The 25,736-nt window shown below is 55.3% G+C and carries 26 protein-coding genes; 10 read left to right on the top strand and 16 right to left on the bottom strand.

The window, feature by feature from the left end:
• Positions 1-251: 251 nt before the first annotated feature.
• The 3 genes from pfkB to RS584_RS08855 all read left to right on the top strand — a co-directional run bounded on the left by pfkB (position 252) and on the right by RS584_RS08855 (position 2,532).
• Positions 252-1,184 (top strand): 6-phosphofructokinase II, encoded by a 933-nt coding sequence (gene pfkB, locus RS584_RS08865; protein ID WP_017693589.1) that lies wholly within the window; start codon positions 252-254, stop codon positions 1,182-1,184.
• A 91-nt stretch (positions 1,185-1,275) separates the two neighbouring features.
• Entirely contained in the window at positions 1,276-1,566 is a 291-nt protein-coding gene (gene ghoS / locus RS584_RS08860; protein WP_003857822.1) for a type V toxin-antitoxin system endoribonuclease antitoxin GhoS, read from the top strand.
• A 105-nt stretch (positions 1,567-1,671) separates the two neighbouring features.
• Positions 1,672-2,532: a fructosamine kinase family protein gene (locus RS584_RS08855; protein WP_015570740.1), complete on the top strand. Its 861-nt coding sequence runs from the start codon at positions 1,672-1,674 to the stop codon at positions 2,530-2,532.
• 36 nt (positions 2,533-2,568) lie between these two features.
• On the opposite strand, the gene RS584_RS08850 is transcribed toward RS584_RS08855, so the two are convergent.
• Positions 2,569-3,105, bottom strand: coding sequence for a YniB family protein (locus tag RS584_RS08850; RefSeq protein WP_015570741.1), 537 nt, complete (start codon positions 3,103-3,105; stop codon positions 2,569-2,571).
• Between the two features lie 141 nt (positions 3,106-3,246).
• Between RS584_RS08850 and hxpB the strand changes: the two genes are divergently transcribed.
• From hxpB to tcyP, 4 genes are all read left to right on the top strand, one after another.
• Positions 3,247-3,918 carry a hexitol phosphatase HxpB gene (gene hxpB / locus RS584_RS08845; protein WP_003857825.1) on the top strand — a complete coding sequence of 224 codons (672 nt, stop codon included), beginning with the start codon at positions 3,247-3,249 and terminating at the stop codon, positions 3,916-3,918.
• A gap of 128 nt (positions 3,919-4,046) precedes the next feature.
• Complete coding sequence (gene kduD / locus RS584_RS08840) at positions 4,047-4,808, top strand: 2-dehydro-3-deoxy-D-gluconate 5-dehydrogenase KduD (RefSeq protein ID WP_193041561.1); 762 nt, start codon at positions 4,047-4,049, stop codon at positions 4,806-4,808.
• 95 nt (positions 4,809-4,903) lie between these two features.
• On the top strand, positions 4,904-5,494 hold the full coding sequence (locus tag RS584_RS08835; protein ID WP_193041560.1) for a metal-dependent hydrolase: 591 nt from the start codon (positions 4,904-4,906) through the stop codon (positions 5,492-5,494).
• Positions 5,495-5,621: 127 nt separating this feature from the next.
• Positions 5,622-7,013, top strand: coding sequence for a cystine/sulfocysteine:cation symporter (gene tcyP / locus RS584_RS08830; RefSeq protein ID WP_315749396.1), 1,392 nt, complete (start codon positions 5,622-5,624; stop codon positions 7,011-7,013).
• 48 nt (positions 7,014-7,061) lie between these two features.
• Here the strand turns inward: tcyP and cedA are convergent, their stop codons facing one another.
• Positions 7,062-7,301, bottom strand: a complete 240-nt coding sequence (gene cedA, locus RS584_RS08825; RefSeq protein WP_315749394.1) for a cell division activator CedA — start codon at positions 7,299-7,301, stop codon at positions 7,062-7,064.
• A gap of 202 nt (positions 7,302-7,503) precedes the next feature.
• On the opposite strand from cedA, the gene katE reads away from it, so the two are divergent.
• Positions 7,504-9,753 (top strand): catalase HPII, encoded by a 2,250-nt coding sequence (katE, locus tag RS584_RS08820; protein WP_017384660.1) that lies wholly within the window; start codon positions 7,504-7,506, stop codon positions 9,751-9,753.
• Positions 9,754-9,841: 88 nt separating this feature from the next.
• Here the strand turns inward: katE and chbG are convergent, their stop codons facing one another.
• From chbG to osmE, 7 genes are all read right to left on the bottom strand, one after another.
• Positions 9,842-10,591: a chitin disaccharide deacetylase gene (chbG, locus tag RS584_RS08815; protein WP_315749392.1), complete on the bottom strand. Its 750-nt coding sequence runs from the start codon at positions 10,589-10,591 to the stop codon at positions 9,842-9,844.
• An 11-nt stretch (positions 10,592-10,602) separates the two neighbouring features.
• Positions 10,603-11,958 (bottom strand): 6-phospho-beta-glucosidase, encoded by a 1,356-nt coding sequence (locus RS584_RS08810; protein ID WP_017384662.1) that lies wholly within the window; start codon positions 11,956-11,958, stop codon positions 10,603-10,605.
• A 109-nt stretch (positions 11,959-12,067) separates the two neighbouring features.
• Positions 12,068-12,886, bottom strand: coding sequence for a transcriptional regulator ChbR (gene chbR / locus RS584_RS08805; protein ID WP_017384663.1), 819 nt, complete (start codon positions 12,884-12,886; stop codon positions 12,068-12,070).
• A 29-nt stretch (positions 12,887-12,915) separates the two neighbouring features.
• On the bottom strand, positions 12,916-13,263 hold the full coding sequence (gene chbA / locus RS584_RS08800) for a PTS N,N'-diacetylchitobiose transporter subunit IIA (RefSeq protein ID WP_315749390.1): 348 nt from the start codon (positions 13,261-13,263) through the stop codon (positions 12,916-12,918).
• A 47-nt stretch (positions 13,264-13,310) separates the two neighbouring features.
• Positions 13,311-14,669, bottom strand: coding sequence for a PTS N,N'-diacetylchitobiose transporter subunit IIC (chbC, locus tag RS584_RS08795; RefSeq protein WP_017384664.1), 1,359 nt, complete (start codon positions 14,667-14,669; stop codon positions 13,311-13,313).
• Between the two features lie 80 nt (positions 14,670-14,749).
• Positions 14,750-15,067, bottom strand: a complete 318-nt coding sequence (gene chbB, locus RS584_RS08790) for a PTS N,N'-diacetylchitobiose transporter subunit IIB (protein ID WP_015570750.1) — start codon at positions 15,065-15,067, stop codon at positions 14,750-14,752.
• A gap of 281 nt (positions 15,068-15,348) precedes the next feature.
• Complete coding sequence (osmE, locus tag RS584_RS08785; RefSeq protein WP_003857836.1) at positions 15,349-15,693, bottom strand: osmotically-inducible lipoprotein OsmE; 345 nt, start codon at positions 15,691-15,693, stop codon at positions 15,349-15,351.
• A gap of 231 nt (positions 15,694-15,924) precedes the next feature.
• On the opposite strand from osmE, the gene nadE reads away from it, so the two are divergent.
• The gene (nadE, locus tag RS584_RS08780; protein ID WP_003857837.1) at positions 15,925-16,752 is read left to right on the top strand and encodes an ammonia-dependent NAD(+) synthetase; all 828 of its coding nucleotides are present in this window, start codon (positions 15,925-15,927) and stop codon (positions 16,750-16,752) included.
• A 115-nt stretch (positions 16,753-16,867) separates the two neighbouring features.
• Positions 16,868-17,746, top strand: coding sequence for an excinuclease Cho (gene cho, locus RS584_RS08775; RefSeq protein ID WP_063136382.1), 879 nt, complete (start codon positions 16,868-16,870; stop codon positions 17,744-17,746).
• On the opposite strand, the gene ves is transcribed toward cho, so the two are convergent.
• The 7 genes from ves to RS584_RS08740 form a co-directional block, all read right to left on the bottom strand.
• Positions 17,724-18,281 carry an environmental stress-induced protein Ves gene (gene ves, locus RS584_RS08770; protein WP_017384666.1) on the bottom strand — a complete coding sequence of 186 codons (558 nt, stop codon included), beginning with the start codon at positions 18,279-18,281 and terminating at the stop codon, positions 17,724-17,726. The two genes, cho and ves, sit on opposite strands and share 23 nt — an antisense overlap.
• A 167-nt stretch (positions 18,282-18,448) precedes the next feature.
• On the bottom strand, positions 18,449-18,943 hold the full coding sequence (gene spy / locus RS584_RS08765; protein ID WP_015570753.1) for an ATP-independent periplasmic protein-refolding chaperone Spy: 495 nt from the start codon (positions 18,941-18,943) through the stop codon (positions 18,449-18,451).
• Between the two features lie 337 nt (positions 18,944-19,280).
• Positions 19,281-20,246, bottom strand: a complete 966-nt coding sequence (astE, locus tag RS584_RS08760; protein ID WP_315749387.1) for a succinylglutamate desuccinylase — start codon at positions 20,244-20,246, stop codon at positions 19,281-19,283.
• Positions 20,247-20,255: 9 nt separating this feature from the next.
• Entirely contained in the window at positions 20,256-21,581 is a 1,326-nt protein-coding gene (astB, locus tag RS584_RS08755; RefSeq protein WP_023303517.1) for an N-succinylarginine dihydrolase, read from the bottom strand.
• Positions 21,568-23,055, bottom strand: coding sequence for a succinylglutamate-semialdehyde dehydrogenase (gene astD, locus RS584_RS08750; RefSeq protein WP_315749385.1), 1,488 nt, complete (start codon positions 23,053-23,055; stop codon positions 21,568-21,570). Before astD ends, astB begins: the two co-directional genes overlap by 14 nt.
• Positions 23,052-24,086, bottom strand: coding sequence for an arginine N-succinyltransferase (astA, locus tag RS584_RS08745; RefSeq protein WP_015570755.1), 1,035 nt, complete (start codon positions 24,084-24,086; stop codon positions 23,052-23,054). The genes astD and astA overlap by 4 nt, the downstream gene beginning before the upstream one ends.
• Entirely contained in the window at positions 24,083-25,303 is a 1,221-nt protein-coding gene (locus RS584_RS08740) for an aspartate aminotransferase family protein (protein WP_032104258.1), read from the bottom strand. Before RS584_RS08740 ends, astA begins: the two co-directional genes overlap by 4 nt.
• Positions 25,304-25,736 lie beyond the last annotated feature (433 nt).

Here is a 25,736-nt window from a genome sequence, read left to right as displayed (position 1 = left end):
TCGGAAACTTTCTTGCGGATCAATGACAAGGCGACCATAGAAAGGTAACAAATTATAAAAAGCCGCAAATAACATAGCAATATTTTCTTCTTTCATTTTTTGAATAAGAACGATCCCAAAACGCGTTTTATTTTATATGCCCGGCACAGATTATTTGTCAGCATTCATATTTAAAATCATACTGTTATTTACGTTGCCTTCCTGCCAAACGGTGCCAGGCTTAAAAGAACCCATGATAAAAGGAGGTCATGATGGCTTCGATTTATACGCTGACACTCTCCCCTTCCCTCGACTCCGCGACCATGACGCCGCAAATCTACCCGGAAGGTAAGCTGCGCTGTAGCGCGCCGGTGTTTGAGCCGGGCGGCGGCGGCATTAACGTGGCGCGAGCTATTACCCATCTCGGCGGAAAAGCCACCGCCATCTTCCCCGCTGGCGGCGCCACGGGAGAACATCTGGTTGCGTTGCTGGCAGATGAACAGGTGGCCGTAGACACCGTCGACGCTAAAGACTGGACCCGGCAGAATCTGCATGTCCATGTTGAATCCAGCGGCGAGCAATATCGTTTTGTTATGCCGGGGGCGAAATTGAGCGATGATGAGTTTCGTCAACTGGAAGAGAAAGTGCTGACCATTGAAAGCGGCTCATTACTGGTGATCAGCGGTAGCCTGCCGCCGGGCGTCAAAACAGAAAAACTGACGGCGCTGGTTCAGGCGGCGCTCCAGCGCGGCATCCGCTGCATTGTCGATAGCTCGGGCGAAGCCCTGAAGGCGGCGTTAGAACCCGGACAACTTGAACTCGTTAAACCTAACCAGAAAGAGCTCAGTGCCCTGGTTAATCGCGAACTCAGCCAGCCTGATGACGTGCGTACTGCCGCAGAAGAGCTGGTACGTACGGGCAAAGCGCATCGCGTTGTGGTTTCTCTCGGTCCTCAGGGTGCGCTGGCCGTCGACAAGACGGGCTTTGTGCAGGTTGTGCCACCGCCGATGAAAAGCCAGAGCACCGTGGGTGCCGGTGACAGTATGGTTGGCGCGATGGTGCTTAAGCTGGCGCAGGGCGCTTCGCTTCTGGAGATGGCACGCTATGGCGTCGCGGCAGGGAGTGCAGCCACCATAAACCAGGGAACGCGTCTGTGTTCGCTTGCGGATACCCAGAAAATTGTCGATTACCTGGCGAGAAGCTGAACCTGCTTCCCCTTCTCATGGAGGGGGAAGTCGCTAAACAGGGCATATCGACTATGCTAAGAAAACTTTCAGGATAACAACGAGGTGAATTATGAGCAGTGGTGATATCACCCGCTACGTCGTAACCGTAAATATTCATGAGGCGTCGCTGACCGAACTGAATGAACTCAACAACGCGTTCACGCGCGCCAATTTTCTGCTCACGCTGACGGACGATGAGGGCAATATTCACGATCTCGGCTCGCTGGCATTTGGCCTGATAAGCCCGCTGAGTCAGGAAGAGGTGAAGGCGCTGGCCAGTAGCCTGGTGGAAAGCGTGACTGACAAAGCCACGGAAATTGATGTGGATAGCTGGGAAAACTGGCATAAAAAAGAACAATAAGTGCCCTGTACAAAATTAAACCGCTCAGTTGTGCGTTAGTTCCTGTTTTTTTATAGCCGTTTTGCGCTAACTTTATGATCTGGCAGACAACATGGGAGAGACATCATGTGGCAGGCTATCAGTCATCTTTTAAGTGAGCAACTGGGTGAAGGTGAAATTGAACTGCGTAACGAACTGCCAGGCGGAGAGATCCATGCCGCATGGCATTTACGTTACGCCGGGCGCGATCTTTTCGTTAAATGTGATGAGCGCGAGTTGCTCCCCATTTTTACTGCCGAAGCCGATCAGCTTGAGCTGTTATCGCGCAGTAAAACAGTCACCGTTCCGCAGGTTTTAGCCGTCGGTAGCGATCGTGACTATAGCTTTCTGGTGATGAACTATCTTCCCGCGCGCCCTCTGGATGCGCACAACGCCTTTATTCTCGGGCAACAGATCGCCCGTTTGCACCAGTGGAGCGATCAACCTCAGTTCGGGCTCGATTTTGATAACGACCTCTCCACTACCCCACAGCCAAACGCATGGCAGCGCCGCTGGTCGACCTTTTTCGCCGAGCAGCGCATCGGCTGGCAGCTGGAGCTGGCCGCTGAAAAGGGATTAGCGTTCGGCAACATCGACGCGATTGTTGAACACATTCAGCAGCGTCTGGCTTCGCATCAGCCTCAGGCTTCCCTTCTGCACGGAGATTTATGGTCAAACAACTGTGCACTTGGGCCTGATGGTCCCTATATATTTGACCCGGCCTGCTACTGGGGCGACAGAGAATGTGACCTCGCAATGCTGCCGTTGCACCCTGAACAGCCGCCGCAAATTTATGATGGCTATCAGTCTGTCTCGCCGTTACCTGCGGGTTTCCTTGACCGTCAGCCGGTTTATCAGCTGTACACCTTGATAAACCGGGCTATTTTGTTTGGCGGGAGTCATCTGGTGAATGCCCAGCGGGCGCTGGACCGCATTCTGGCGGCATAGCGAGAGGGGGCGGCTTCACGCCCCTTCCCTTAGGATTTACAGGAAGCCAAGCAGCGTAAAGAAGAAATACCCGGCCACAATGATAATGACCGGCAGGATGTAGAGCGGGAAAAACTGCACAAAAATGGTATGCCGCGGAACGACAATGCGCGATTCGATCTGCTCGCGGCTCATCCCGTCAGGGCCTTTCGCCTTCTCAAGGATCAGCTGGTCTTCCACCCCTTCGCGCAAAAAGCGGGTCTGGCGACTCATGCGCGCGCCGGAGGCCTGCAACGCCATCGCGATAAATATCAACGCATAGATTATCCAGAAACCGACATTCAGCTGGTGGTGAAAATCCGGCGTGGGCGAGTTGAACCAGAAGACGTTCAGGAACGGGGTGTTAAACCGCATCATCTCAATCATGACGTGCGCAAAATCAAGCATGACGGCATTGATGCCCGGCTGTTTTTCGCTGTGATCGTACATAAATTTGAGTACGGAGATCAGCGTTGAAATCAGGGCGGGAATGAAAATAACCCAACCAGCAATACGTTTTAAGACCGCGATGCGTCCAGCTTGTTGATACGTCATTAGTTCCTCTTCATAAAGACGCGTTATTTGTGCCTAAGTCTACCTGCTGTCGGTCATTTTCGCCCGCTCTTTGAATGCAATATGCTAAATTGCTTGTGCTTAGCACCGTTTGTCTTACCCCCAAGATAAGGAGATGTTGTAATGTCGACCCCGCGCCAGATACTTGCCGCTATTTTTGACATGGATGGATTGCTGATTGATTCCGAACCCCTGTGGGATCGGGCTGAACTGGACGTGATGGCCAGCCTCGGCGTCGATATCAGTCGTCGTAACGAGCTTCCCGATACCCTGGGGCTGCGCATCGATATGGTGGTTGACCTCTGGTATGCCCACCAGCCATGGGTTGGCCCGGATCGCGACGAAGTTACGGCGCGCATTATCAACCGCGCTATCTCCCTCGTAGAAGAGTATAAGCCGCTGTTGCCGGGCGTACGCGACGCTATCGCCCTGTGTAAGGCGCAAGGGCTGAAAGTGGGGCTGGCCTCCGCCTCACCGCTGCATATGCTGGAAAAAGTGCTGACGATGTTCGGGCTGCGCGACAGCTTCGACGCGCTGGCCTCGGCCGAAAAGCTTCCTTACAGCAAGCCACATCCGCAGGTATATATGGACTGCGCCGCGAAACTGGGGCTGGATCCACTTACCTGTGTGGCGCTGGAAGATTCGGTTAACGGCATGGTGGCGTCCAAAGCCGCACGTATGCGCTCCATCGTTGTGCCGGCTGAAGAAGGCCGACACGATCCCCGTTTTGCCCTCGCGGACGTCAGGCTGACGTCTCTTGAAGAATTGACTGCCCGCCATCTGCGCGGGGAGTAACGCTCTTTCAGGCAGCTTCGGCTGCCTGCATCGCCAAATCAAAACAACGTTTTACTTTATTTGCTTTTCTCATTCCAGACTCCTATTCTTACGTGCAGAATGACAATAACCTGACTTCTGAGGCGCGTATGATACTGGATGCTTTTACTCTGGCAGGAAAAGTGGCGATGGTGACCGGGTGCGATACCGGTCTGGGGCAAGGTATGGCCATTGCCCTCGCCCAGGCAGGATGCGATATCGTGGGGGTTAACCGCAAGGTTCCTGACGAAACGGCAGCGCGCGTTACGGCGCTGGGACGACGCTTTATCGCGATTCGCGCCGATCTTGGCAAACAGGAGAGTATTCAGAGCGTGGTGGATACCGCAGTCGCTGAGATGGGCCGCATCGATATTCTGGTTAACAACGCCGGCACCATCCGCCGTGCCGATGCGCTGGAATTTAGCGAGAAGGACTGGGACGAGGTCATCGATCTCAATCTGAAATCGGTCTTTTTCCTCTCTCAGGCAGTGGCGAAACAGTTTATCGCGCAGGGTCAGGGCGGCAAGATTATTAACATTGCCTCCATGCTCTCCTTCCAGGGCGGCATCCGGGTGCCCTCCTATACGGCGTCCAAAAGCGGCGTGCTGGGCCTCACCCGCCTGCTGGCGAACGAATGGGCAACGCTGGGCATTAATGTGAATGCTATTGCGCCGGGTTATATGGCGACCAATAACACCCGGCAGCTTCGCGATGATGAGCAGCGCAGCCAGGCGATCCTCGACCGTATTCCGGCGGGTCGCTGGGGTCTGCCGAAGGATTTACAGGGTCCGGTGGTGTTCCTGGCCTCGTCGGCCTCTGATTACGTTAACGGTCATACCCTCGCCGTAGACGGTGGCTGGCTGGCGCGCTAACCGTGCGTTTGTGACAAAGAGTTACACCGTCACCTCTTTCACACACTGTATAAAAACCCTATACTGTATGAATCGACAGTTTACCGGGTTTTATCATGACGGCGGAAGGCCACCTGCTTTTTTCACTTGCCTGTGCAGTGTTTGCCAAAAACGCTGAACTGACCCCTGTGCTGGCACAGGGGGACTGGTGGCATATTGTCCCTTCCGCCGTGCTGACCTGCCTCCTGCCGGACATAGATCATCCAAAGTCATTCCTTGGCCAGCGGCTGAAGTGGATTTCAAAACCCATCGCCAGAGCCTTTGGTCATCGCGGGTTTACCCACAGCCTGCTGGCCGTATTCGGCCTGCTTACACTCTTCTATTTGAAGGTTCCGGAGAGCTGGATCGTCCCGGCGGATGCCATTCAGGGCATGGTGCTCGGCTACTTAAGCCATATCCTCGCCGATATGCTGACGCCAGCAGGTGTACCGCTGCTCTGGCCCTGCCGCTGGCGTTTCCGTCTGCCAATCCTCGTGCCGCAAAAAGGCAACCAGCTGGAGCGCGTTCTGTGTATGGCGCTGTTTGCGTATGCCGTGTGGATGCCGCAGACATTGCCCGAAAATGGTGCAGTGCGCTGGTCATCGCAGATGATCAACTCGCTGCAACTTCAGTTCAATCGTTTTATTAATCACCAGATTGAACATTAAAACGACAATATAATCACTTTTGTCATAAACCATTCCATATGGATATAAGCGCGACATCACACTTCTGATAACCTTGCGCCAACAGGTTCGGTAAAAACCGACCGTATAATAAATCAGGAGAACGGGGATGAATTTTCCACTCATCGCGAACATTGTTGTGTTCGTCGTATTGCTATTGCTTCTCGCCCAGGCTCGCCACCAACAGTGGAGCCTGGCGAAAAAGGTACTGGTCGGTCTGGTCATGGGCGTGGTGTTTGGCCTGGCCTTACACGCTATTTACGGCTCCGATAGCCCGGTACTGAAAGATTCCATTCAGTGGTTCAACATCGTCGGTAACGGCTATGTACAGCTGCTGCAAATGATCGTTATGCCGCTGGTATTCGCCTCTATTCTGAGCGCCGTAGCCCGCCTGCATAATGCCTCTCAACTGGGTAAAATCAGTTTCCTGACCATTGGTACCCTGCTCTTCACCACGCTGATTGCGGCGCTGGTGGGTGTGCTGGTAACCAATCTGTTTGGCCTGACTGCTGAAGGTCTGGTGCAGGGTAGCGCTGAAACCGCGCGTCTGACGGCGATTGAGACCAACTACGTGGGTAAAGTGGCCGATCTGACCGTTCCGCAGATGGTGCTCTCCTTCATTCCGAAGAACCCGTTCGCTGACCTGACCGGTGCAAGCCCAACCTCCATTATCAGCGTGGTGATCTTCGCGGCATTCCTGGGCGTGGCTGCGCTCAAGCTGCTGAAGGACGATGCGCCGAAAGGCGAGCGCGTTCTGACAGCCATCGATACCCTGCAAAGCTGGGTGATGAAGCTGGTGCGTCTGGTCATGCAGCTGACGCCGTACGGTGTCCTGGCGCTGATGACCAAAGTCGTGGCAGGCTCTAACCTGCAAGACATCATCAAGCTTGGCAGCTTTGTGATCGCCTCTTATCTGGGGCTGGGCATTATGTTTGTGGTGCACGGTATCCTGCTGGGCGTGAACGGCGTTAGCCCGCTGAAATATTTCCGCAAAGTCTGGCCGGTGCTGACCTTCGCCTTCACCAGCCGTTCCAGCGCGGCATCTATCCCGCTGAACGTGGAAGCACAGACCCGTCGTCTGGGCGTACCGGAGTCTATCGCCAGCTTCTCGGCCTCCTTTGGCGCCACCATCGGGCAGAACGGCTGTGCGGGTCTCTACCCGGCGATGCTGGCCGTGATGGTTGCCCCAACCGTGGGGATTAACCCGCTGGATCCGGTCTGGATTGCGACGCTGGTGGGTATCGTGACCATTAGCTCCGCCGGTGTTGCAGGCGTGGGCGGCGGCGCGACCTTCGCTGCGCTGATCGTTCTGCCTGCGCTGGGACTGCCGGTGACGCTGGTTGCCCTGCTGATCTCTGTTGAACCGCTGATCGATATGGGGCGTACCGCCCTGAACGTGAGTGGCTCAATGACCGCCGGTACCCTGACCAGCCAGTGGCTGAAGCAGACCGACAAAACGATTCTCGACAGTGAAGAAGATGCGGAACTGGCCCATCGTTAATCACGGCTGAAATAAAAAAACCGCCTGCGGGCGGTTTTTTTATGGCTGTTATTCTTCAACCTCTTCATCCTGGCGGGTCTGCACAGCCCATCGCTGCGCCGATTCCGGCACCGTAAACGCAGGGGAGCGACGGAAGTGCTCGCCAATCAGCACGAAGGCAACGTATTTACCCCGTAACATCCAGACATCGCGAAAACCATCCACTTTCAGGGCATGGTCAGGCGGCGCGGGTTCAACGCGGGGCATATAGCTAATAACCTGGCGGTTTTGTTGACGAAGAGGTTTCATAAGCGACGGGTTCACTAAAGCAAATTCTTAAAGCAGGAAATTTCTATGATAGCCGATTCTCCCCCCACCCGTCGCGCCTGACGTGAGGCAGATGGCTCCTTTCGCTAGTCACTTATCTGAAAACGCTTAGTTCGCCTGCTAATTCATCACATTGTTCTATCCTTAATAGGGTTTTCAGGAACGAACAAAGGAGAATCGTGCAATGTCGAACAATGATAAACCCCATCAAGCCCCTATTCATGGCACCGAAGAATCTCAACCGGGAATGGACTCACTCGCCCCTGCGGATGGCTCTCATAAACCGTCGCCGGGCCTGTCCGCGCCGGGCGAGCAACCTACTGCACCGGGAAGCGTGAAGTCGCCCGATGCGGATAACGAGAAGTTAAAATCTCTCGACCCGCACCGCAAAGGGGGTGAAGGCTATGCGCTGACCACCAATCAGGGCGTGCGTATCGCCGATGACCAGAACTCCCTGCGCGCCGGAACGCGCGGCCCGACGCTGCTGGAAGATTTCATCCTGCGGGAAAAAATCACCCATTTCGACCATGAGCGTATCCCTGAGCGTATCGTTCACGCTCGCGGCTCCGCGGCGCACGGCTATTTCCAGCCGTACAAGAGCCTGAAGGCGATCACGAAGGCGGATTTCCTTTCCGATCCGAACAAAATCACACCGGTATTTGTGCGCTTCTCTACCGTACAGGGCGGCGCGGGTTCGGCCGATACGGTGCGTGATATCCGCGGCTTCGCCACCAAATTCTATACCGAAGAGGGCATTTTCGACCTCGTCGGGAATAACACCCCGGTTTTCTTCATTCAGGATGCGCATAAGTTCCCTGACTTTGTCCATGCGGTAAAACCAGAGCCACACTGGGCCATACCGCAGGGACAAAGTGCGCATGACACCTTCTGGGACTACGTCTCCCTGCAACCGGAAACCCTTCACAACGTGATGTGGGCGATGTCTGACCGGGGGATCCCACGCAGCTATCGCACCATGGAAGGGTTTGGTATTCATACCTTCCGTCTGATTAACGCTGAAGGTAAAGCGACGTTTGTGCGTTTCCACTGGAAACCGGTCGCGGGGAAAGCGTCCCTGGTGTGGGATGAAGCGCAGAAGCTGACCGGGCGCGATCCGGACTTCCACCGTCGCGAACTGTGGGAATCCATTGAAGCCGGTGATTTCCCGGAATACGAGCTGGGATTACAGCTGATCCCGGAAGAGGACGAGTTCAAATTCGACTTCGACCTGCTCGACCCGACCAAGCTTATTCCTGAAGAGCTGGTGCCGGTTCAGCTGGTGGGCAAAATGGTGCTTAACCGCAACCCGGATAACTTCTTCGCGGAGAATGAGCAGGCTGCGTTCCACCCGGGCCATATTGTGCCGGGGCTGGATTTCACCAACGATCCGCTGCTACAGGGCCGTCTGTTCTCTTACACCGATACGCAGATCAGCCGTCTCGGTGGACCGAACTTCCACGAAATTCCTATCAACCGTCCGACCTGCCCGTACCATAACTTCCAGCGTGACGGGATGCATCGCCAGGATATCGATACCAACCCGGCGAACTACGAGCCAAACTCCATTAACGATAACTGGCCGCGTGAAACCCCGCCGGGGCCAAAACGTGGCGGATTTGAGTCGTATCAGGAGCGCGTGGACGGAACAAAAATTCGCGAGCGCAGCCCGTCATTCGGCGAATATTACGCTCAGCCTCGCCTGTTCTGGAACAGCCAGACCCCGATTGAACAGCAGCACATTATCGGCGGTTTCAGCTTTGAGCTGAGCAAAGTGGTGCGTACCTACATTCGCGAGCGCGTGGTCGACCATCTGGCGCATATTGATATCCAGCTTGCTCAGGGCGTGGCGAATAATCTCGGCATCACGCTGACTGACGAGCAATGCCATGCCGCACCGCCAAAAGACGTGAACGGGCTGAAGAAGGATCCGTCCCTGAGCCTGTACGCGGTACCTGGCGGGTCAATTAAAGGCCGCGTAGTGGCTATCCTGCTGAACGATAAACCGCGCGCCAGCGACGTGCTGGGGATCATGAAGGCGCTCAAAACCCAGGGCGTACATGCCAAACTGCTTTACTCCCGCATGGGTGAAGTGACAGCCGACGATGGCTCTGTCCTGCCAATTGCCGCGACCTTCGCCGGGGCACCGTCGCTGACGGTTGACGCGGTGATTATGCCGTGCGGCGACGTTGAGAGCCTGCTCGGTAACGGTGATGCCGCCTATTATCTGCTGGAAGCCTATAAGCACCTGAAGCCAATCGCCCTGGCAGGCGATGCGCGGAAGTTTAAATCTCTGCTGAAGGTACCGGATCAAGGGGAAGAAGGCATTGTCGAAGGTGATAACATTGACGATGCGTTTATGACCCGGTTGTTTGACCTGCTTGCCGCCCACCGCGTATGGTCGCGCAGCAGTAAGATTGACCAGATACCGGCGTAAAAAATGCCGGGTGGCGCTGCGCTTACCCGGCCTACATTTCGACTGGTGTTGTAGGCCCGGTAAGGCGAAGCCGCCACCGGGCTTTATCTTAAAGATCCGCGAAAGTTCCCAACCGATATCCACGCTCGGCAATCGCGTACTTCAACGACGCCGACGTCAGCACATCCAGTTCCGCCAGACGCGGCCAGCAGTAGGCGCTCTTACGTACGATGTTATCGACAAACGCCGGGTGCGCCATTACCTCGAGCGAGCGCTCCCCTTTTGCGGCGGACTCATCCAGCACCTTCAGGAACAGCGCTTCGTCGATCTCGTCGCCATAAAATGCGCTGCTGAACCCCTCCGTTGACGTCATCGCGACGTCCGGCAATCCGCGCACCTCCCGATCCACGCGCATCGCCACGCCTTTACGTTGCGCAAACTCTGCCACAAGCGGGAAAATCGCCGGGATCATATGCACATGATGATGGCTGTCAATATGGGTAGGCTCGCGGCCAAACACATCCACAAAGCGGTTAAACTGGCAATCCAGCTCGCGGGCAATCTCATCGAGCGGCAGAGCGCCCTGCTCCGCCATTTCCCAAATCCATTTCCCCAGCTGGCCGTCGCGCGTCAGGCCCGGCATTGGCGAAAGGGGCAACCCAAGCGTCAGCACAAAGTGCATGCCCACGCCCAGCTCGGGCAGCTCACGGCTTAACTGCGCCGCATGTTCCACCGCCTCACCGTTGATGAGCGCTGTTGTAGAGGTCACGACGCCCCGGCGACAGGCTTCAATAATGCCGTAGTTCTGCCCTTTTGACAGGCCAAAATCATCGGCATTGACGATCAGCAGGTTTTCCATCGCGCCTCCTCTTAACGGTGTGTGAGTTTCAGTTTCTCAACCGTTGCAGCAAAGTTTGGCAGCCATTTTTCATGCGCCAGGATCATCTCACCCGCGAGTTTTTCAGCGTCACGGTCAGAATGCACCAGCGGGCTGAGGTTCAGCGCCAGCAGCACGTCATTCAGTTCGCCGCTCAGGGCCGCATTGCTCGCCGCCACTTCAAAGCCTTTGATGGTGTGAATCAGGCCCATCACCTTATCGTCGAAGTGGGTAATGCGGGGATGTGGTTTTGCACCCTCGCGCCCAAGAATGCAGGTCATCTCAACGGCCCAGTCTGCCGGGATATTGTCGATGTGCCCGTGATGGGGAACGTTCACATAGTGCTCGGCCTGCTTGTCATTGTAAATGGCGTTAATCACTTCACACGCGGCATCCGAATAGTATGCCCCGCCGCGCTGCTCCAGCTCTTTCGGTTTGACGTTCAGGTTCGGATCTTTATACAAATCAAAAAGCTGCTTCTCTACTTTCTGTACAACCTGAGCGCGTGCGCCACCTTTGTAGTATTCGCCCATTTCAATGGCCAGCATCTCTTTCTGCTTGAAGTAGTAGAGCAGATACGAGCACGGCAGCAGATTCAGGGAGCGGATCAGCCCTTCGCTGAACGGCAGATCGAAAATGTTTTTCACCGAGGCCGCGGTCAGGCGACCAGAGGCGACGCCGTCGAGCAGTTCCGCAAAGCGCGATTGCCCGTTCACTATCACATCTTTGATAAAGACCATGTGATTCAGGCCGAACAGATCAATGGAGAGATCATCGTTATCGGTCAGTTCCAGTACATCGCGGATGAACATCTTCATGCCAATCGGAATATTGCAGACGCCGATAAAGCGTTTGAAACCGGTGTGGCGATAGACTGCCTCGGTGACCATCCCGGCCGGGTTGGTAAAGTTGATCACCCAGGCGTTCGGGCAGATCTCCTCCACGTCTTTAATGATGTCAAAAATGACCGGAATAGTACGCAGGCCTTTAAACAGGCCACCTGCCCCGTTGGTTTCCTGGCCCAGATAACCGTGGCTCAGCGGAATGCGCTCGTCCAGCTCACGCGCCTTCAGCTGGCCGACGCGCAGCTGCGTGGTCACGAAGTCAGCATCTTTCAGTGCCAGGCGGCGATCCAGCGTTTTATGCACGGTTAAGGGCACGCCCGCTTTTTCAACCATGCGTTTGCACAGTTCAAAAATAATATTCAGCTTCTCCTGACCTTCTTCAACATCCACCAGCCATAATTCGCTGACCGGTAATTCATGATACCGTTTCAGGAAACCTTCAAGTAATTCCGGGGTATAGCTGCTGCCGCCACCAATGGTTACGACTTTTAATTTCTGTTGCATAATATCTCCCTTAGCGTATCAGGTTAATCGCCTGCAAGGTATAGCGTACTCTTCCCGCTATTTGGGCAAGCCATTACGTCACTGTTCCTGGCGGATAAACCGCCGAAAGTTAATTAATTACCGTTAAATTTTTGCGGTAACTGTTCGGTGTGAATGAAGTCAATTTTTTAAAGGTTTTAATAAACAGGCTGGGGCTGCTGTAACCCGATTCGTAAGCGATATCGGTGACAGAGTAGTTAGTAATTTCCAGCTGTTTTTTGGCAAAGTTAATGCGGATTTCATTAATGATTTGCACAGGCGTTTTACGGTAATAACGCTGCGTGGCGCGCGTCAAATATTCCTGCGATTTACCCGACAGCGCCACCATATTCTCCAGGGCGTTATCGCTGAACTGTCCTTTATCGTGCATCAGCTCCACGGTACTGCGCAGCCACTGAGGAATATCATCCACCACCTGCTGTTCTTCACGGTGATGGCGGAGGCGATTCATGACGTAGAACGTCACGGTTTCAATAAATTCATCAAATTCATTGTCGCGGAAATTCAGCGAGGCGATAACCGTTTCAATCCAGGTCATAAACTCATTTTTAACGCGATACACCTGTGACGCCACAAAGCAGAACGGCACCAGCGGCAGGTAGTGCTTCTCAAAGAAGCGTCTGCTGACGCCCACGTTCAAAATGCGCGTCGCACCAAACTCATAAAAGCTCTGGTGATAAGATCCCATTGGCAGGAAGACGAAATCGCCACGCTCAAGCAGGACGCGCTTACCGTTGATCTCCTGATAGTAGCGGCCGGTCAGAACAATCGTGAACTCGTAGTAGTCATGCTGGTGCAGACCGCTGGCGCTCTCCGTTTTGTTGTAAATCACCACGTGAAAATTTTTGCCATTAAACAGCTGTTGCTCATGTGCGGTTTTGATTTCCATCGTGCTGACCTCCTGCTACTTCAACTGACTTATTGCATCTTCTCGTGAAGCTCGATGAGCTCCGCGACCAGCTCGCGTGCCAGCATGGAGGTCATCAGATGATCCTGCGCATGTACCAGCACCAGACTCACTTTCATCTTCCCTTCGCCCTGGTCGCTTTCGATGAGCTTCGTCTGCACCAGATGCGCTTCGTTTAACGCCGTACGGGACTGCTCCATCATGGTTTTCGCGGCAACGAAGTCGCCCTGCTTAGCCTGCTTAAGCGCCGCATACGCCAGGCTACGTGCCTGCCCGGAGTTGATGATGAGGCCCATCACCACCTCTTCCAGATCGTTCTCTGCGGTTTCTTCGGCAATGATACTCTCTAAATCTAACATCTTTAAGCTCCTTTCCGCTGGCGCGGGTTGCCCCGCGCCGTGCAATTTTAGAATTTCAGTGCGAGGGCGATATCCTCTTCGCTCTCTTCTTCATCGATAACCGTTGCGGCCTTGTTCGCAATCGCCACGAACGGCATGTAAAGCAGGGTTGCAATCCCGAGGTTGAATATCGCCAGCAGGAAGGCCGCCACGCTACCGTTGGTGTTGAAGAACGCGCCCAGACCAGCCGGCATCGTCCACGGCGCAATGTTGGTCACCGGCGGGATAATGCCCAGGTAGTACGCCGTCAGCGTAATCGCGGCCAGCAGCGGCTGAACCAGGATGAAGGGAATGAACATCACCGGGTTCATGATAATTGGCAGACCAAACAGGATCGGCTCGTTAATCTGGAAGATGCCTGACGGCAGGGCCAGCTTCGCAACCTGACGATGGTCGGCGCGGCGAGAGACAATAAAGACCGCGATGATCAGACCCAACGTCGCCCCGGTACCGCCCAGGAAGATATAGGAGTCAAGCATCGGCTTCGCCCACACATGGAAGGTTTTACCGGCCGCCAGCGCCGCATCGACGGAGCCGTACTGCTGGTAAAGCGCGACGTTTTCCAGTGCCCACGGGGTCATAATACCGCTGTCCAGCGCCGCCAGTGCCAGTGAACCATGCACGCCGAAGAACCACAGCAGGGAGGTAAAGATGACATACGCCCAACCGACCACGCTACCCATCGACGCCAGCGGCGTTGAGATAGAGTCCATAATGATCTGGTGGAAGTTAGTTCCCCAGTGAGAGAGCGCCCAGGCAATAATCCCCATGATGGAGAGAATAATGAAGCCCGGAATCAACGCGGAAAATGAACGAGAAACGGAGGCAGGAACGCTATCCGGCAAGCGGATAACCCAGTTACGGCGAATAATGAAGGTGAACATTTCGGCCACCACCAGCCCGATAATAATACCGGAAATGATGTTTGCCCCACCCAGCCAGTTTGCGCCAACGGCGTAAGCGTCACCCACGCTGTACGGTGTGACGGTCATGAACGCGGCAATGGACAGTAAGCCTGCCGCCAGCGGATCAACTTTACGCTCTTCCGCCAGCGCCATTCCGATAAAGAAAGGCGCCATTAGCGACATAATACCCAACGTACCGTTGTATACGTTGCCGCCAATGGCTTTTAAACCATTAAGGGTTTCAATAGTTGAAGCATCTAACCTAATTCCTAATGAATAAAAAAAGGAACCTTCTCCAAAGCTCAGAAAAACGTTGTTAATTAAAACGAACATTGCCCCGGCTAATGTCAACGGCATTAATTTAATAAAGCCGTTCTTAATGGCATTAACGTGAGGCTGCTTTCCTATTTTAACAGCAAAAGGAAGGAGTACCTTTTCAAGTGAAGCGATGACTTTACTCATAGGAAAATACCCTTAAATGCCGCAACGACCGTTACGGCGTATTGTGTGTGAAATAACTCTTTGACGGGAAAAATAAAAAATTAATTAGCAGCTTTTTTAATCGCCGCAACGGCAGCTTTTAATACACCTAAACCATCAATCTTGCCGTATAAAACGGAATCGATCACTTCGACCGGCTTATTGGGTAGCAGACGCTGAATTTCTGGCAGCATATAAGCGATTTGCGGCCCGAGTAAAATAACGTCGGCTGTCTGACCCTTCTCGCCCGCCAGCGTTTCCGGAAACGCCTCAATCACCACAGGGACTTCATATTTTTCGGCCTGCGCGCGCATTTTGGAAACCAGCAGCGAAGTGGACATGCCCGCAGAGCAAAACAGATAGATATGTTTCTTTTCCATGATAACTTCCCTCTTGTTTGGCTACCCGCCGTCTCGCTATCACTCGACTCGCTATCCTGGCTGACGGGCAGTGTGCTGAACATTGTTTGTCGTTGAAGTGAGTATACGCAATGGTACAGGGAGGGGATAATTCTGGATAGACTGAAATTGTCTCTCATTGACCTGGCTTGTTGACTACCTTCACATTTCAGGCAAATAATTCGCGCCAAGAAATAAGATTCACGTATGCATAAAAAAACCGGCCTTCCGGCCGGTTTGTTAACGCTCTCAGGCAAGCAGGCTTACTGTGCCTTAGGTGCCTGTGGGTCGGTGTCGTATTCGGCACAGGTCTGGTAACCAGAATTGATCACGTGACCCGTATCATCCAGGGCGACAAAATAGGTCTCTGCCTTACCATCACGTTGACCCAGAATATAGGTCTGGCAGGTACCACGCGCGTGGATCATAGTGACTTCTGAAGAAGGTTTACCGGCAATGGCTGCAACCTGGGAACGCGTCATGCCTTTTTTGACGTCTTTTACCACTGGCTGTGTGAACTGATCTTTAGTGCGATCGTAAGCTGTACACCCTGCCAGCATAGTCAGTACCGCCGCTGCGCTTAAAATTCCTGCTACGTTCTTGTTCATATTCCGTCCTCTTGTTTATCAGCGTGTTAACTAAGCATGGGATAAAAATTACTATTGTTCAACTTTGCGAGTTACGCCAGACGAATTTCGGAAAATTCTAATAAAACAACGGTAAGCTGCTAAATCGCTGTAAAACAGTACACTCAAAACTGTGATCCTTGTCGTTTCCCCGACAAAGGGTTAGTTTTAACAGATCACACTTTCTGTTTGGTTCTGCATAGGGAGGGCGTAATGGCTCTGCAACAAGAAATTATTCAGGCGCTGGGCGCGAAACCTGCGATTGATGCCAATGAAGAGATCCGTCGTAGCGTTGATTTTTTGAAAGCTTACCTGTCTGCACACCCTTTCCTGAAGACGCTGGTGCTGGGTATCAGCGGCGGTCAGGATTCCACTCTGGCCGGTAAGCTGAGCCAGATGGCCATCTCCGAGCTGCGTGACGAGACCGGTGACACCGCGCTGCAATTTATTGCCGTACGTCTGCCGTATGGCGTGCAGGCTGACGAGCAGGACTGTCAGGATGCAATCGCGTTTATTCAGCCGGACCGTGTTCTTACCGTAAATATTAAAGGTTCGGTACTGGCAAGCGAGCAGGCCCTGCGTGAAGCCGGCATTGAACTGAGCGATTTTGTCCGCGGCAACGAGAAAGCCCGTGAGCGCATGAAAGCACAGTACAGTATCGCAGGGATGACTAAAGGGGTCGTGGTCGGCACCGACCACGCCGCGGAAGCTATCACCGGCTTCTTCACCAAATACGGCGATGGCGGCACGGATATCAACCCCCTCTTCCGCCTGAACAAGCGTCAGGGTAAGCAACTGCTGGCGGCGTTGGGCTGCCCGGAGCACCTGTATAAGAAGGCGCCAACGGCGGACCTGGAGGACGATCGCCCTTCCCTGCCGGATGAAGCGGCGCTGGGCGTTACGTATGACAACATCGATGATTATCTGGAAGGCAAAACGCTCGACGAAGGTACCGCTAAAATTATCGAAGGCTGGTATCTGAAAACCGAGCATAAGCGCCGTCCGCCCATTACGGTGTTTGATGATTTCTGGAAAAAGTAAAAGCAAAACGGTAACTCCGCTTTGCAGGCCGGGTAAGGCGTAGCCGCCACCCGGCTCTTTTTTAACCACCGAACACCTGCTACACTGTATGCCTGAACAGTATATGGAGCAGTATGTGAGCAGGCGTCAATCCGCCCCGCGTCTTGAGTTTGAAGCGGCGGCTATCTACGAATATCCCGAGCATCTTCGCCCCTGGCTTGAGGCACTGCCTAAACAGCCTGGCGTCTATTTCTTCCACGGCGACAGCGACACCATGCCGCTCTATATCGGCAAAAGCGTGAATATCCGCAGCCGGGTGATGTCGCACCTGCGTACGCCGGATGAAGCATCGATGCTCAGGCAGTCCCGGCGGATCACCTGGATCGAGACGGCAGGCGAACTGGGCGCGCTTCTGCTCGAAGCCCGGCTCATCAAGGAACAGCAGCCGCTGTTTAACAAACGCCTGCGCCGCAACCGCCAGCTGTGTTCCTTGCAGATTAACGCAGGAAAACCGCAGGTCGTTTATGCCCGGGAAGTGGATTTTTCGCATGAACCCAATCTTTACGGTCTGTTTGCCAACAAACGTGCCGCACTGCAAACCCTGCAATCCCTGGCTGATGAATTACAGCTTTGTTACGGCCTGTTAGGACTGGAAGCCACCACCCGTGGTCGCGCCTGTTTCCGCTCAGCGCTGAAACGCTGCGCCGGGGCGTGCTGTGGAAAAGAGAGCGTTGAAGAACATCATGCCCGGTTTATGGCTGGCCTTGCCTCTATCAGCGTTAACTGCTGGCCGTGGGAAGGCGCGGTGGCGCTGAAAGAAACCCGCGATGGGATGACGCACTATCACATCATCCGCAACTGGCTCTGGCTCGGCGCCGTTGAAAATCTGGATGACGCTACCGCTCTGCTGCGCACCCCTGCCGGTTTCGATCAGGATGGTTACAAAATTCTCTGCAAGCCACTGTTAACCGGAAAATATGAGATCATCGTCCTCAATGACCCGGCAGCCAGGTAATTTCACTGAACAGCAGCGACCCCTTCGTTTCCAGTAAACGGAGGGTATGACTGCCCGCTTCCCAGCTGGCGCCCTGATCGGCGGTCAGTAATTTGTCGCCCAGTTGCCAGGCGCCGCTTAATACGAATGCCACCCCACCGCGTGACGCGAAGGTAGTGAACGTCCGGGTAGCAACGCGCACCTTTGCCTGGCAGCAATCCCGTCGGGTCATGATGTTGAAGTCCATCGACATCTGCCCCTCTGTGAGCACGGCTTTCACCGCCAGATCGCCCGCAAATCGGTAAGGCTGATGATGCTTCAGGGTATGACAAAACGCCCTGCCTGCATCCAGGGTCACCTCGCCGCCCTCCAGCAGCGTAATCACCCGGTCAACGCCCGGGAACGCGGAAAATTCGCCGTTACTGGCGATGGAGGCAATACTGGCCCGCCAGAAAAAATCCCGCGTCGCGGGAGGAAAACAGCAAATCTCACGCGTCTCACCCGCACCATTACGCCAGAGACTGACCGGCATTTTACGGATATCAAAGAATTCCATGACCACTCCTGAAGGACGCACCGTGCGCCAGGGCATTTTCACAGACGTATTATCGGCAGCAGTCAGGCCAGACCTTAGGCATGGGATAAAAGAAAAACCGCCGGTCCTGTCCACAGCGTTTTCGCTTTTGTAGACAGGAGCCCGGCGGTCTTAAGAGAGTGAACCGATTATTCGGTTGGTGCAGGCATTTTACCTTCCGGCGCTGCACGTTCTGTCAGACGCTTCTCAAAATTGGCATTAAATTGCTTTTTCTGTTCCGGCGTCAGAATGTTGTAAATCTTGTTCTGGGTTTCCATGTGGGCCAGCATGCGCGCTTTATGCTGCTCGGCCATTTTGTCGATTTGCGCTTCCGCTTTTGCTTTATCGAAGCTGTCGCTGGCAATGATGTCATGCATTGCGCGGCGCTCTTCCAGCGGAGGACGTTTCATCTGGTCACGCTGGCTTTTCATGATGTCGCGGATCTGCTGCTTCTGCGCATCGGTGAGGTTCAGATCTTTAAACATCATCATCTCATGGTGCATACCCGGCTTGCCTTTATGATGCATCATCATTTTGCCTTCCGTCGGCGCGGCGGTAGTGGTCGCGGTATCGGCGGCGAACGCCATGCTGGTAGCGCCCAGAGCCAGGGTAGAGGCAACAAACAGTGCAGTTAATTTACGCATAATGTCTTTCCTTACTTTCAGTTATTCTTCGGCGCTATGCCGTGTTGACGAGATTAACTTTACGGGGTTTATCGTCAATTAGTCAGAGCAACGGTAAAACAATGAAAGTGTAAAAAACAACTTTTCGCCAATTGTGGAGAAATTAAGGAAAAAGCGTGGAGAGATGAAACAGAAATATTCAACAGGATGATTTTAAAGAGATTATGGAGAAGTATAGCGAAGTGCCGTTTAATAATAAAGCAATTCCCCAGGAATATTCCGCAAACAATACCAGAGCGCTTTTAACGCTAAGAAATTTATTCTTCATTTCCCCTCCGGTCTGCGCGAGGGGAGACGATCAGGGCATTTTTTCCAGCATCAGGCCAGCTCGCAAACCAAACGCGACCGACGGATTAGGAAATAAAACATATTCCGTGGATTTCTGTACCGCATAGCGCGTCTCACCATCTTCCGCCAGCAGGACGCCCTGGCGAAATGGCGTAAAGTTCAGCGTATGGGGCGCCATATGTAGCTGGAAAGCCTCGCTTTGACGCGTGATCTGCTGCACGACCCGATAGCGCACAACGGGTTCCCGGGAGGGTTCCGGTGCAACCCCGGCGAGCAACGCCCGAAGCGCCTGATGCGTAGGGGCAAAACGCGTCAGGTCGTTTTGCCCGAACGGCAGCGCTTTTCCCAGCTCCAGGGTGCAGGATAACGCGCCAACATTCTCGCAGGTGAAGTGGGTAAACGTGCCGCCTGGCGTCTGGTGGAAGACCAGCGCCTCCAGCCCTGCGTCGCCAAGCCAGGTCAGAAACGCCTCATCCCACGGCTGATGACGCTGCGGTAACACGCCAAAACGCACGTGGTACGAGGCGCGAATGGCCGTATGCAGATCGAGGTGCCAGCGCGTTTCCCCCGCCCCGGCAAAAAACGCCGTGACCATCTTCTCCAGCCATTGCGCGCGTGTCGTCTCATCACTCTGTGGAAACTGCGCCCAGCGACCACCAAACATGCGGTTGATGTCGCTCACGAGATACCGCTTATTTTGCGCCAGCGCAGGCGGATTTCCCAGTACCACCAGCAGACGGCAGTGCAGCGTGATCTCTGCGCGATACAGCGCGCGCAGCAAAAGATCGACAATCTCCACGGGCGCGGTTTCGTTTCCGTGAATGCCGGTCGAAAGCAGCAGCGACAGGTCATATTCCCCCGTCGGCGTCAGTTCAAGCACGCCCGGCCCCAGCCATCGCCAGTGGAACGAGGGGCCTTCCCCCTCTTGCCGCTCCTGTGTCTCTTCGGCCAGCGTCAGCGCCAGTAAATTTTCCATATCGTCTCCTTAGCGCTGGAACGGATAAACCGATCCCAGTTGCAGGATGGTCGATAATGCATCCAGCGCCTCGCGGCCTTCGCGCAGCAGCTGCGGGTCAACCAGATCGGCCTGAACCAGACGGTCGCGATAATAGCGGTCCACCCAGTCATTGAGGGTATTGAACAGCGTGTCGTTCATCATCACCGCCGGATTCACGGCCTGCATCTCCTCCGGCGTTAACACCACGCGCAGTCGCAGGCACGCCGGTCCCCCGCCGTTGGCCATACTTTCCCGCAGATCAAACACGCGCAGTTCATCAATCGGGTTATCCGCCTGCACCAGTTCGCTGAGATAGCGCCAGACGCCCTGATGGTTGCGGGACTCCTGCGGCAGCACCAGCATCATGCTGCCGTCATCCCGGCTCAGCAGCTGGCTGTTGAACAGATACGTTTCGACCGCATCCTGCACGCTTACCGCCTGCGTGGGCACCTGAATCGGCATAAATCCCGGCACGCGTTCGCGCAGCGTGGCCAGCAACTTTTCCTGATGGGCAAACGCCTGCTCGTGGCAGAACAGCACCTGACGGTTGGAAACAGCAATGACGTCGTTATGAAACACGCCCTGGTCGATCACCTGCGGATTTTGCTGGGCAAAAATCACCTGAGAAGGATTAACCTGGTTCAGCCGCGCAACCGCCTGGCTTGCGGCTAAAGTTTGTCTCGCCGGATAACGAACCGGCGCGGCGTGGCCGCCCTCTTCCCGTCCATAGATAAACAGCTGCAAACCCGGCTCGCCATAGTCGCCGCCCAGACGGTTGTGGTTTGCCGCCCCTTCATCACCAAACATCGCGACCTGCGGCAGCGCCGAATGTACCTCGAAATGCGCTTCATGATTAAAAATGGCGCGCAGCACGCGCCCGGTGGTCTCCGCTTCGCTGGCGCGGTGGAATTTGTTGTTCAGGTTAGCAACGGTCAGATGCACTTTGCCGTCCAGCGTATCCGCCGACGGCGCAACGGTGGCGGCATTCGCCACCCACATCGAGGAGGCTGAACTGGCCGCCGAAAGCAGGTGTGGCGTCTGCGTGCCTGCTTTTTCCACCACCTGCTCATCCGTACCGCTGAACCCCAACTGGCGCAGCACGGCCACGTTTGGGCGCTCCTGCGGCGGGATCACCGCCTGCGGGAAACCGGCATCGGACAGCGCCTTCATTTTCAATAGCCCCTGCTTCGCCGCCAGCTTCGGGTTCGAGACCTGGAAACGGTGCTTCGTCGAGGCTTCATTACCGAACGACAGCCCGGCATAGTGGTGCGTCAGCCCCACGAGGCCGTCAAAGTTAACCTCACGCGCTTTCATGGGCGTCACCCTCTGTAAAATCCAGCCCCGGATTCAGCGTCTCCGGCAGCGTCAGCGCCGGGGTTTCCAGGCTTGCCATCGGCCACGCGCAGTAATCGGCGGCATACCAGGCGCTGGCGCGATGGTTGCCCGACGCCCCTACGCCACCAAACGGCGCGGTGCTCGCCGCACCGGTCAGCGGTTTGTTCCAGTTCACGATCCCGGCGCGCGCTTCCAGCAGCAGTTGTTCGAATTTCTCGCGATGCGGCGATATCAAGCCGCTCGACAGGCCGTAGCGGGTGTTGTTGGCCATCTCAATCGCCGACTCAAAATCGTCATAGCTCCAGACGCACAGCAGCGGGCCAAAGACCTCTTCATCCGGCACGTTGCTCGTCGCACTCATCTCAATAATCCCCGGCGTCAGCAGCGACGTGCCCGGCTGAACCAGCTTCGGCTCCAGCAGGGTTTTCGCCCCGCGCGCCACGTGCTCCTGCCACGCTTTCAGCACGTTCAGCGCCGCCTGCGCGGAGATCAGCCCGCCGATAAACGGCTGCGGCTCGGCATCCCATTTCGCGGGAACCAGACGCGCGCTCACCTCCACCAGACGCTTCAGGAACGCATCCCCCTGCGCGCCGCGTTTAACCAGCAGGCGGCGGGCGCAGGTACAGCGCTGTCCGGCGGTAATGAACGCCGACTGAATGGTCAGATGGACCGCGGCATCGATATCATCCGGATCTTCCACAATCAGCGGGTTGTTGCCGCCCATCTCCAGCGCCAGAATTTTTTCCGGCTGCCCCGCCAGCTGGCGATGCAGCTGATAGCCTGTTCCGGCACTGCCGGTGAACAGCAGACCGTCAATGTCGCTCAGCGCACTCAGCGCCTGACCTGTTTCACGCCCGCCCTGCACCAGATTCACCACCCCCGGCGGCAGCCCCGCCTGCTCCCAGAGTTTTATGACTGCTTCTCCGGTTAAGGGGGTTAACTCACTCGGCTTGAAGATGACGGTATTCCCCGCCAGCAGCGCAGGCACAATGTGCCCGTTCGGCAGATGTCCGGGGAAGTTATACGGGCCAAACACCGCCAGCACCCCGTGCGGACGGTGGCGCAGCGTGGCGGCGCCGTCTGGCATACCGGTATGCTGCTCGCCGGTGCGGGTATGGTACGCCTTCACCGATATCGCAATTTTGTTGATCATCGCCGTGACTTCGGTTGTTGCCTCCCAGCGCGGCTTGCTGGTTTCGCAGGCAATGATGCGGGTCAGCTCGGCTTTATTGGCCTCCAGCAGCGCAGCAAATTTCTCAACCAGCGCCTGGCGCTCGGAGAATGGCCGTTTCGCCCATGCCGGAAACGCGCGGCGTGCAGCCTGGCAGGCCTGCTCAACCTGCCCGGCGCTGGCGTCGTTCCCCGACCAGAGCACCTCCTGGCCGACCGGGTTAGTTTTTGTCCGCGCGTCACCTTCGCCCGTTACCCAGTCACCGTTAATCCATAGAGTCATGCTGTTTTCTCCTCAGGGCAGAGCCGCACCAGGCGAACCGTGTCGCCAGCGTTACATTTCAGGGCATCCAGTTGCGCAGCCGTCAGTACCAGACGCTCGCATGTTGGGTTGGTTCGCACCAGCATGGCGCGGAAGTTGGTGTAATTCTCGTTAGAGACCAGGCAGGCTGGCCACTCGCCCGGCGCGGGCTGGCCCTCCGAGACCTCAACCAGGCGGCTTTTACGGATGGCGCGAACGCGGTCAATGTCGCATTCCAGCGTCGGGCCGCCGTCGAAAATGTCGACGTAGTTACGGTAGCGAAATCCCTCTTTCTCCAGCACTGCGCGAGCCGGGGCGGTTTGCGGGTGAACTTCGCCGATCACCGCCTGCGCTTCCGGGGTTAAGAAATGGGTATAAATAGGATGCTTCGGCATCAGCTCGGCGATAAACGCCTTCTGACCGGTACCGCACAGGTAATCCGCCCGGCTAAATTCCATGGAGAAGAAGCGTTCGCCCAGACTCTCCCAGAACGGCGAGTAGCCCGTCTCATCAATCACGCCGCGCATCTCCGCGACCACTTTTTCGTTGAAGCGGTCGCGAAAGGCGGCCATAAACATAAAGCGCGATTTGGAGAGCAGATAACCGTTGCCCTCTTTGCGCCAGTCCGGATCGAGAAACAGGGTGCAGAGTTCGCTGGCGCCGGTATGGTCATTACAGAGGAAGAGCGTCGGCAGCGCGTTGTAAACGTTCAGCTCTTTCGAGGCGTGGACCATCGTGCCGACGCGGTAGTTGTACCACGGATCGTTAAGCCCGACGGCCACCTCAATGGCGCAAATCCCCGCCACGGTTCCCGTGTCGGTATCTTCCAGCACGAACACATAGCCCTGTTCGCTTTTTGGCAACGTCCCCTGCCAGGTTTGCAGGGCGCGCTCAATGCGCGCCGACAGCGTTTTTTCATCGGCAGGCAGCGAGGTTAGCCCGCCCCCTGTCTTACCGGCAAGCTGCATAAGCCCGGCGAGATCGCCGTGCGCAACGGGACGGATGACCATCATGATGACACCCCGGACTTCACCTGTTCGCAGGCCAGCGCAAAACGATCTAACCCGGTTCTGACCTCTTCCTCGCTGACGATCAGCGCAGGGGCAAACCGCACCACGTTAGCACCGGCAATCAGCACCATTACGCCCTGCTTTGCCGCTTCCTGTGAAATCAGCTTCGCTTTGCCGGCAAACTCAGGGGCAAGCTCACAGCCTATTAACAGCCCCAGACCGCGGATCTCTTTGAACAAGCCGGTCTGGTTATTGATGGCAGTAAGGCGCTCAACAAACCACTGGTGACGCTGCTTCACGCCGTTAAGCACCTCAGGGGTGTTGATGATATCCAGCACCTGTCCGGCGACAGCGGTTGCCAGCGGGTTGCCGCCGTATGTGGTGCCATGGGTGCCCACGGTCATCACGCTGGCGAATTTATCGGTGGTCAGCATCGCCCCCACCGGGAAACCGCCGCCGAGCGCCTTGGCTGTTGAGAGCACATCCGGGGTCACGCCATAGTGCATGTAGGCGTACAGCTCACCCGTGCGGCCCACGCCGGTCTGGACTTCGTCAAAAATCAGGACCGCGTTATGCCGATCGCACAGCTCGCGCAGCCCTTGCAGGAACGCTTTCTGGGCGGGCATGACGCCGCCTTCCCCCTGCATGGGCTCGACAATCACCGCACAGGTGGTGTCGTCAATCAGCTCGCTGGCAGAGTGTAAATCGTTATACGCCGCATGCCGGATATCCGGCGGCAGCGGCGCAAAATCCTGAGAATATGAGGGCTGACCACCCGCGCTGACGGTAAACAGCGTGCGGCCATGGAAGGCATTTTTAAAGGCTACGATGCCGCTCTTGTGCGCGCCGAATTTATCGTGCGCATATTTTCGCGCCAGCTTTAGCGCCGCTTCGTTCGCTTCCGCGCCGGAGTTACAGAAAAAGACTTTTTCTGCGAAGGTGGCGTCGATCAGCTTCTTCGCCAGACGCAATGCCGGTTCGTTGGTATAACCGTTGCCGGTATGCCAGAATTTCGCTGCCTGGTCATTCAGCGCCTGCCGCAGCGCCGGGTTTGCATGCCCCAGCGCATTCACCGCAATCCCACCCGCAAAGTCGATATACTCTTTGCCCTGCTGATCCCACAGGCGAGAGCCTTCCCCACGTACCGGAATAAAAGCCGCCGGAGCGTATACCGGCATCATCCATTCATCGAAATTTTCACGCGTAACTGACAGAGACATAGCGACCTCATCCGGTAAATAAAAGGTTGTTTAAATGTTAAATAATTGAGTGTTTGCACTGTGAATGTAGATTGCAGCCTTCGTGCCAGCCAGCGATAAAAATGCATAAACGGGTTGGGGTAACACAATATCAATGAGTTAAAATATGGAGTTATTCACTGTTAATGCATAAATAGTGAATATTTTTACGACAAGCGGCGCTTTGCCGCATGAAAACAAGAAAGAGTATGCAGAGGCCAAATATAATCCTGGAATTGTGATCGCTCACGAAATTTATCGGTCCTTTATGCCCTGCTCGAGGGCAAAACGCGCCGAAATGGTGCAAATATTGCACCGTCGGCATTATCTGTCGCAGTAATTGGGCGAAGCGGATAACAGACGACGTAAATTCTGCTACCATCCTTGCACTATTCACCTTGCATTGGCAGCGACT

Origin of the sequence: Enterobacter sp. DTU_2021_1002640_1_SI_PRY_ASU_LCPMC_013, from assembly GCF_032389435.1 — a bacterium.
Lineage (GTDB): Bacteria > Pseudomonadota > Gammaproteobacteria > Enterobacterales > Enterobacteriaceae > Enterobacter > Enterobacter hormaechei_C.
This window is presented reverse-complemented; position numbering and strand designations above follow the sequence as displayed.

Excerpts from the sequence above, each read along its gene's own strand:
- pfkB (WP_017693589.1), top strand. The coding sequence starts at position 252 with ATGGCTTCGATTTATACGCTGACACTCTCCCCTTCCCTCGACTCCGCG.
- ghoS (WP_003857822.1), top strand. The coding sequence starts at position 1,276 with ATGAGCAGTGGTGATATCACCCGCTACGTCGTAACCGTAAATATTCAT.
- RS584_RS08855 (WP_015570740.1), top strand. The coding sequence starts at position 1,672 with ATGTGGCAGGCTATCAGTCATCTTTTAAGTGAGCAACTGGGTGAAGGT.
- RS584_RS08850 (WP_015570741.1), bottom strand. The coding sequence starts at position 3,105 with ATGACGTATCAACAAGCTGGACGCATCGCGGTCTTAAAACGTATTGCT.
- hxpB (WP_003857825.1), top strand. The coding sequence starts at position 3,247 with ATGTCGACCCCGCGCCAGATACTTGCCGCTATTTTTGACATGGATGGA.
- kduD (WP_193041561.1), top strand. The coding sequence starts at position 4,047 with ATGATACTGGATGCTTTTACTCTGGCAGGAAAAGTGGCGATGGTGACC.
- RS584_RS08835 (WP_193041560.1), top strand. The coding sequence starts at position 4,904 with ATGACGGCGGAAGGCCACCTGCTTTTTTCACTTGCCTGTGCAGTGTTT.
- tcyP (WP_315749396.1), top strand. The coding sequence starts at position 5,622 with ATGAATTTTCCACTCATCGCGAACATTGTTGTGTTCGTCGTATTGCTA.
- cedA (WP_315749394.1), bottom strand. The coding sequence starts at position 7,301 with ATGAAACCTCTTCGTCAACAAAACCGCCAGGTTATTAGCTATATGCCC.
- katE (WP_017384660.1), top strand. The coding sequence starts at position 7,504 with ATGTCGAACAATGATAAACCCCATCAAGCCCCTATTCATGGCACCGAA.
- chbG (WP_315749392.1), bottom strand. The coding sequence starts at position 10,591 with ATGGAAAACCTGCTGATCGTCAATGCCGATGATTTTGGCCTGTCAAAA.
- RS584_RS08810 (WP_017384662.1), bottom strand. The coding sequence starts at position 11,958 with ATGCAACAGAAATTAAAAGTCGTAACCATTGGTGGCGGCAGCAGCTAT.
- chbR (WP_017384663.1), bottom strand. The coding sequence starts at position 12,886 with ATGGAAATCAAAACCGCACATGAGCAACAGCTGTTTAATGGCAAAAAT.
- chbA (WP_315749390.1), bottom strand. The coding sequence starts at position 13,263 with ATGTTAGATTTAGAGAGTATCATTGCCGAAGAAACCGCAGAGAACGAT.
- chbC (WP_017384664.1), bottom strand. The coding sequence starts at position 14,669 with ATGAGTAAAGTCATCGCTTCACTTGAAAAGGTACTCCTTCCTTTTGCT.
- chbB (WP_015570750.1), bottom strand. The coding sequence starts at position 15,067 with ATGGAAAAGAAACATATCTATCTGTTTTGCTCTGCGGGCATGTCCACT.
- osmE (WP_003857836.1), bottom strand. The coding sequence starts at position 15,693 with ATGAACAAGAACGTAGCAGGAATTTTAAGCGCAGCGGCGGTACTGACT.
- nadE (WP_003857837.1), top strand. The coding sequence starts at position 15,925 with ATGGCTCTGCAACAAGAAATTATTCAGGCGCTGGGCGCGAAACCTGCG.
- ves (WP_017384666.1), bottom strand. The coding sequence starts at position 18,281 with ATGGAATTCTTTGATATCCGTAAAATGCCGGTCAGTCTCTGGCGTAAT.
- spy (WP_015570753.1), bottom strand. The coding sequence starts at position 18,943 with ATGCGTAAATTAACTGCACTGTTTGTTGCCTCTACCCTGGCTCTGGGC.
- astE (WP_315749387.1), bottom strand. The coding sequence starts at position 20,246 with ATGGAAAATTTACTGGCGCTGACGCTGGCCGAAGAGACACAGGAGCGG.
- astB (WP_023303517.1), bottom strand. The coding sequence starts at position 21,581 with ATGAAAGCGCGTGAGGTTAACTTTGACGGCCTCGTGGGGCTGACGCAC.
- astD (WP_315749385.1), bottom strand. The coding sequence starts at position 23,055 with ATGACTCTATGGATTAACGGTGACTGGGTAACGGGCGAAGGTGACGCG.
- astA (WP_015570755.1), bottom strand. The coding sequence starts at position 24,086 with ATGATGGTCATCCGTCCCGTTGCGCACGGCGATCTCGCCGGGCTTATG.
- RS584_RS08740 (WP_032104258.1), bottom strand. The coding sequence starts at position 25,303 with ATGTCTCTGTCAGTTACGCGTGAAAATTTCGATGAATGGATGATGCCG.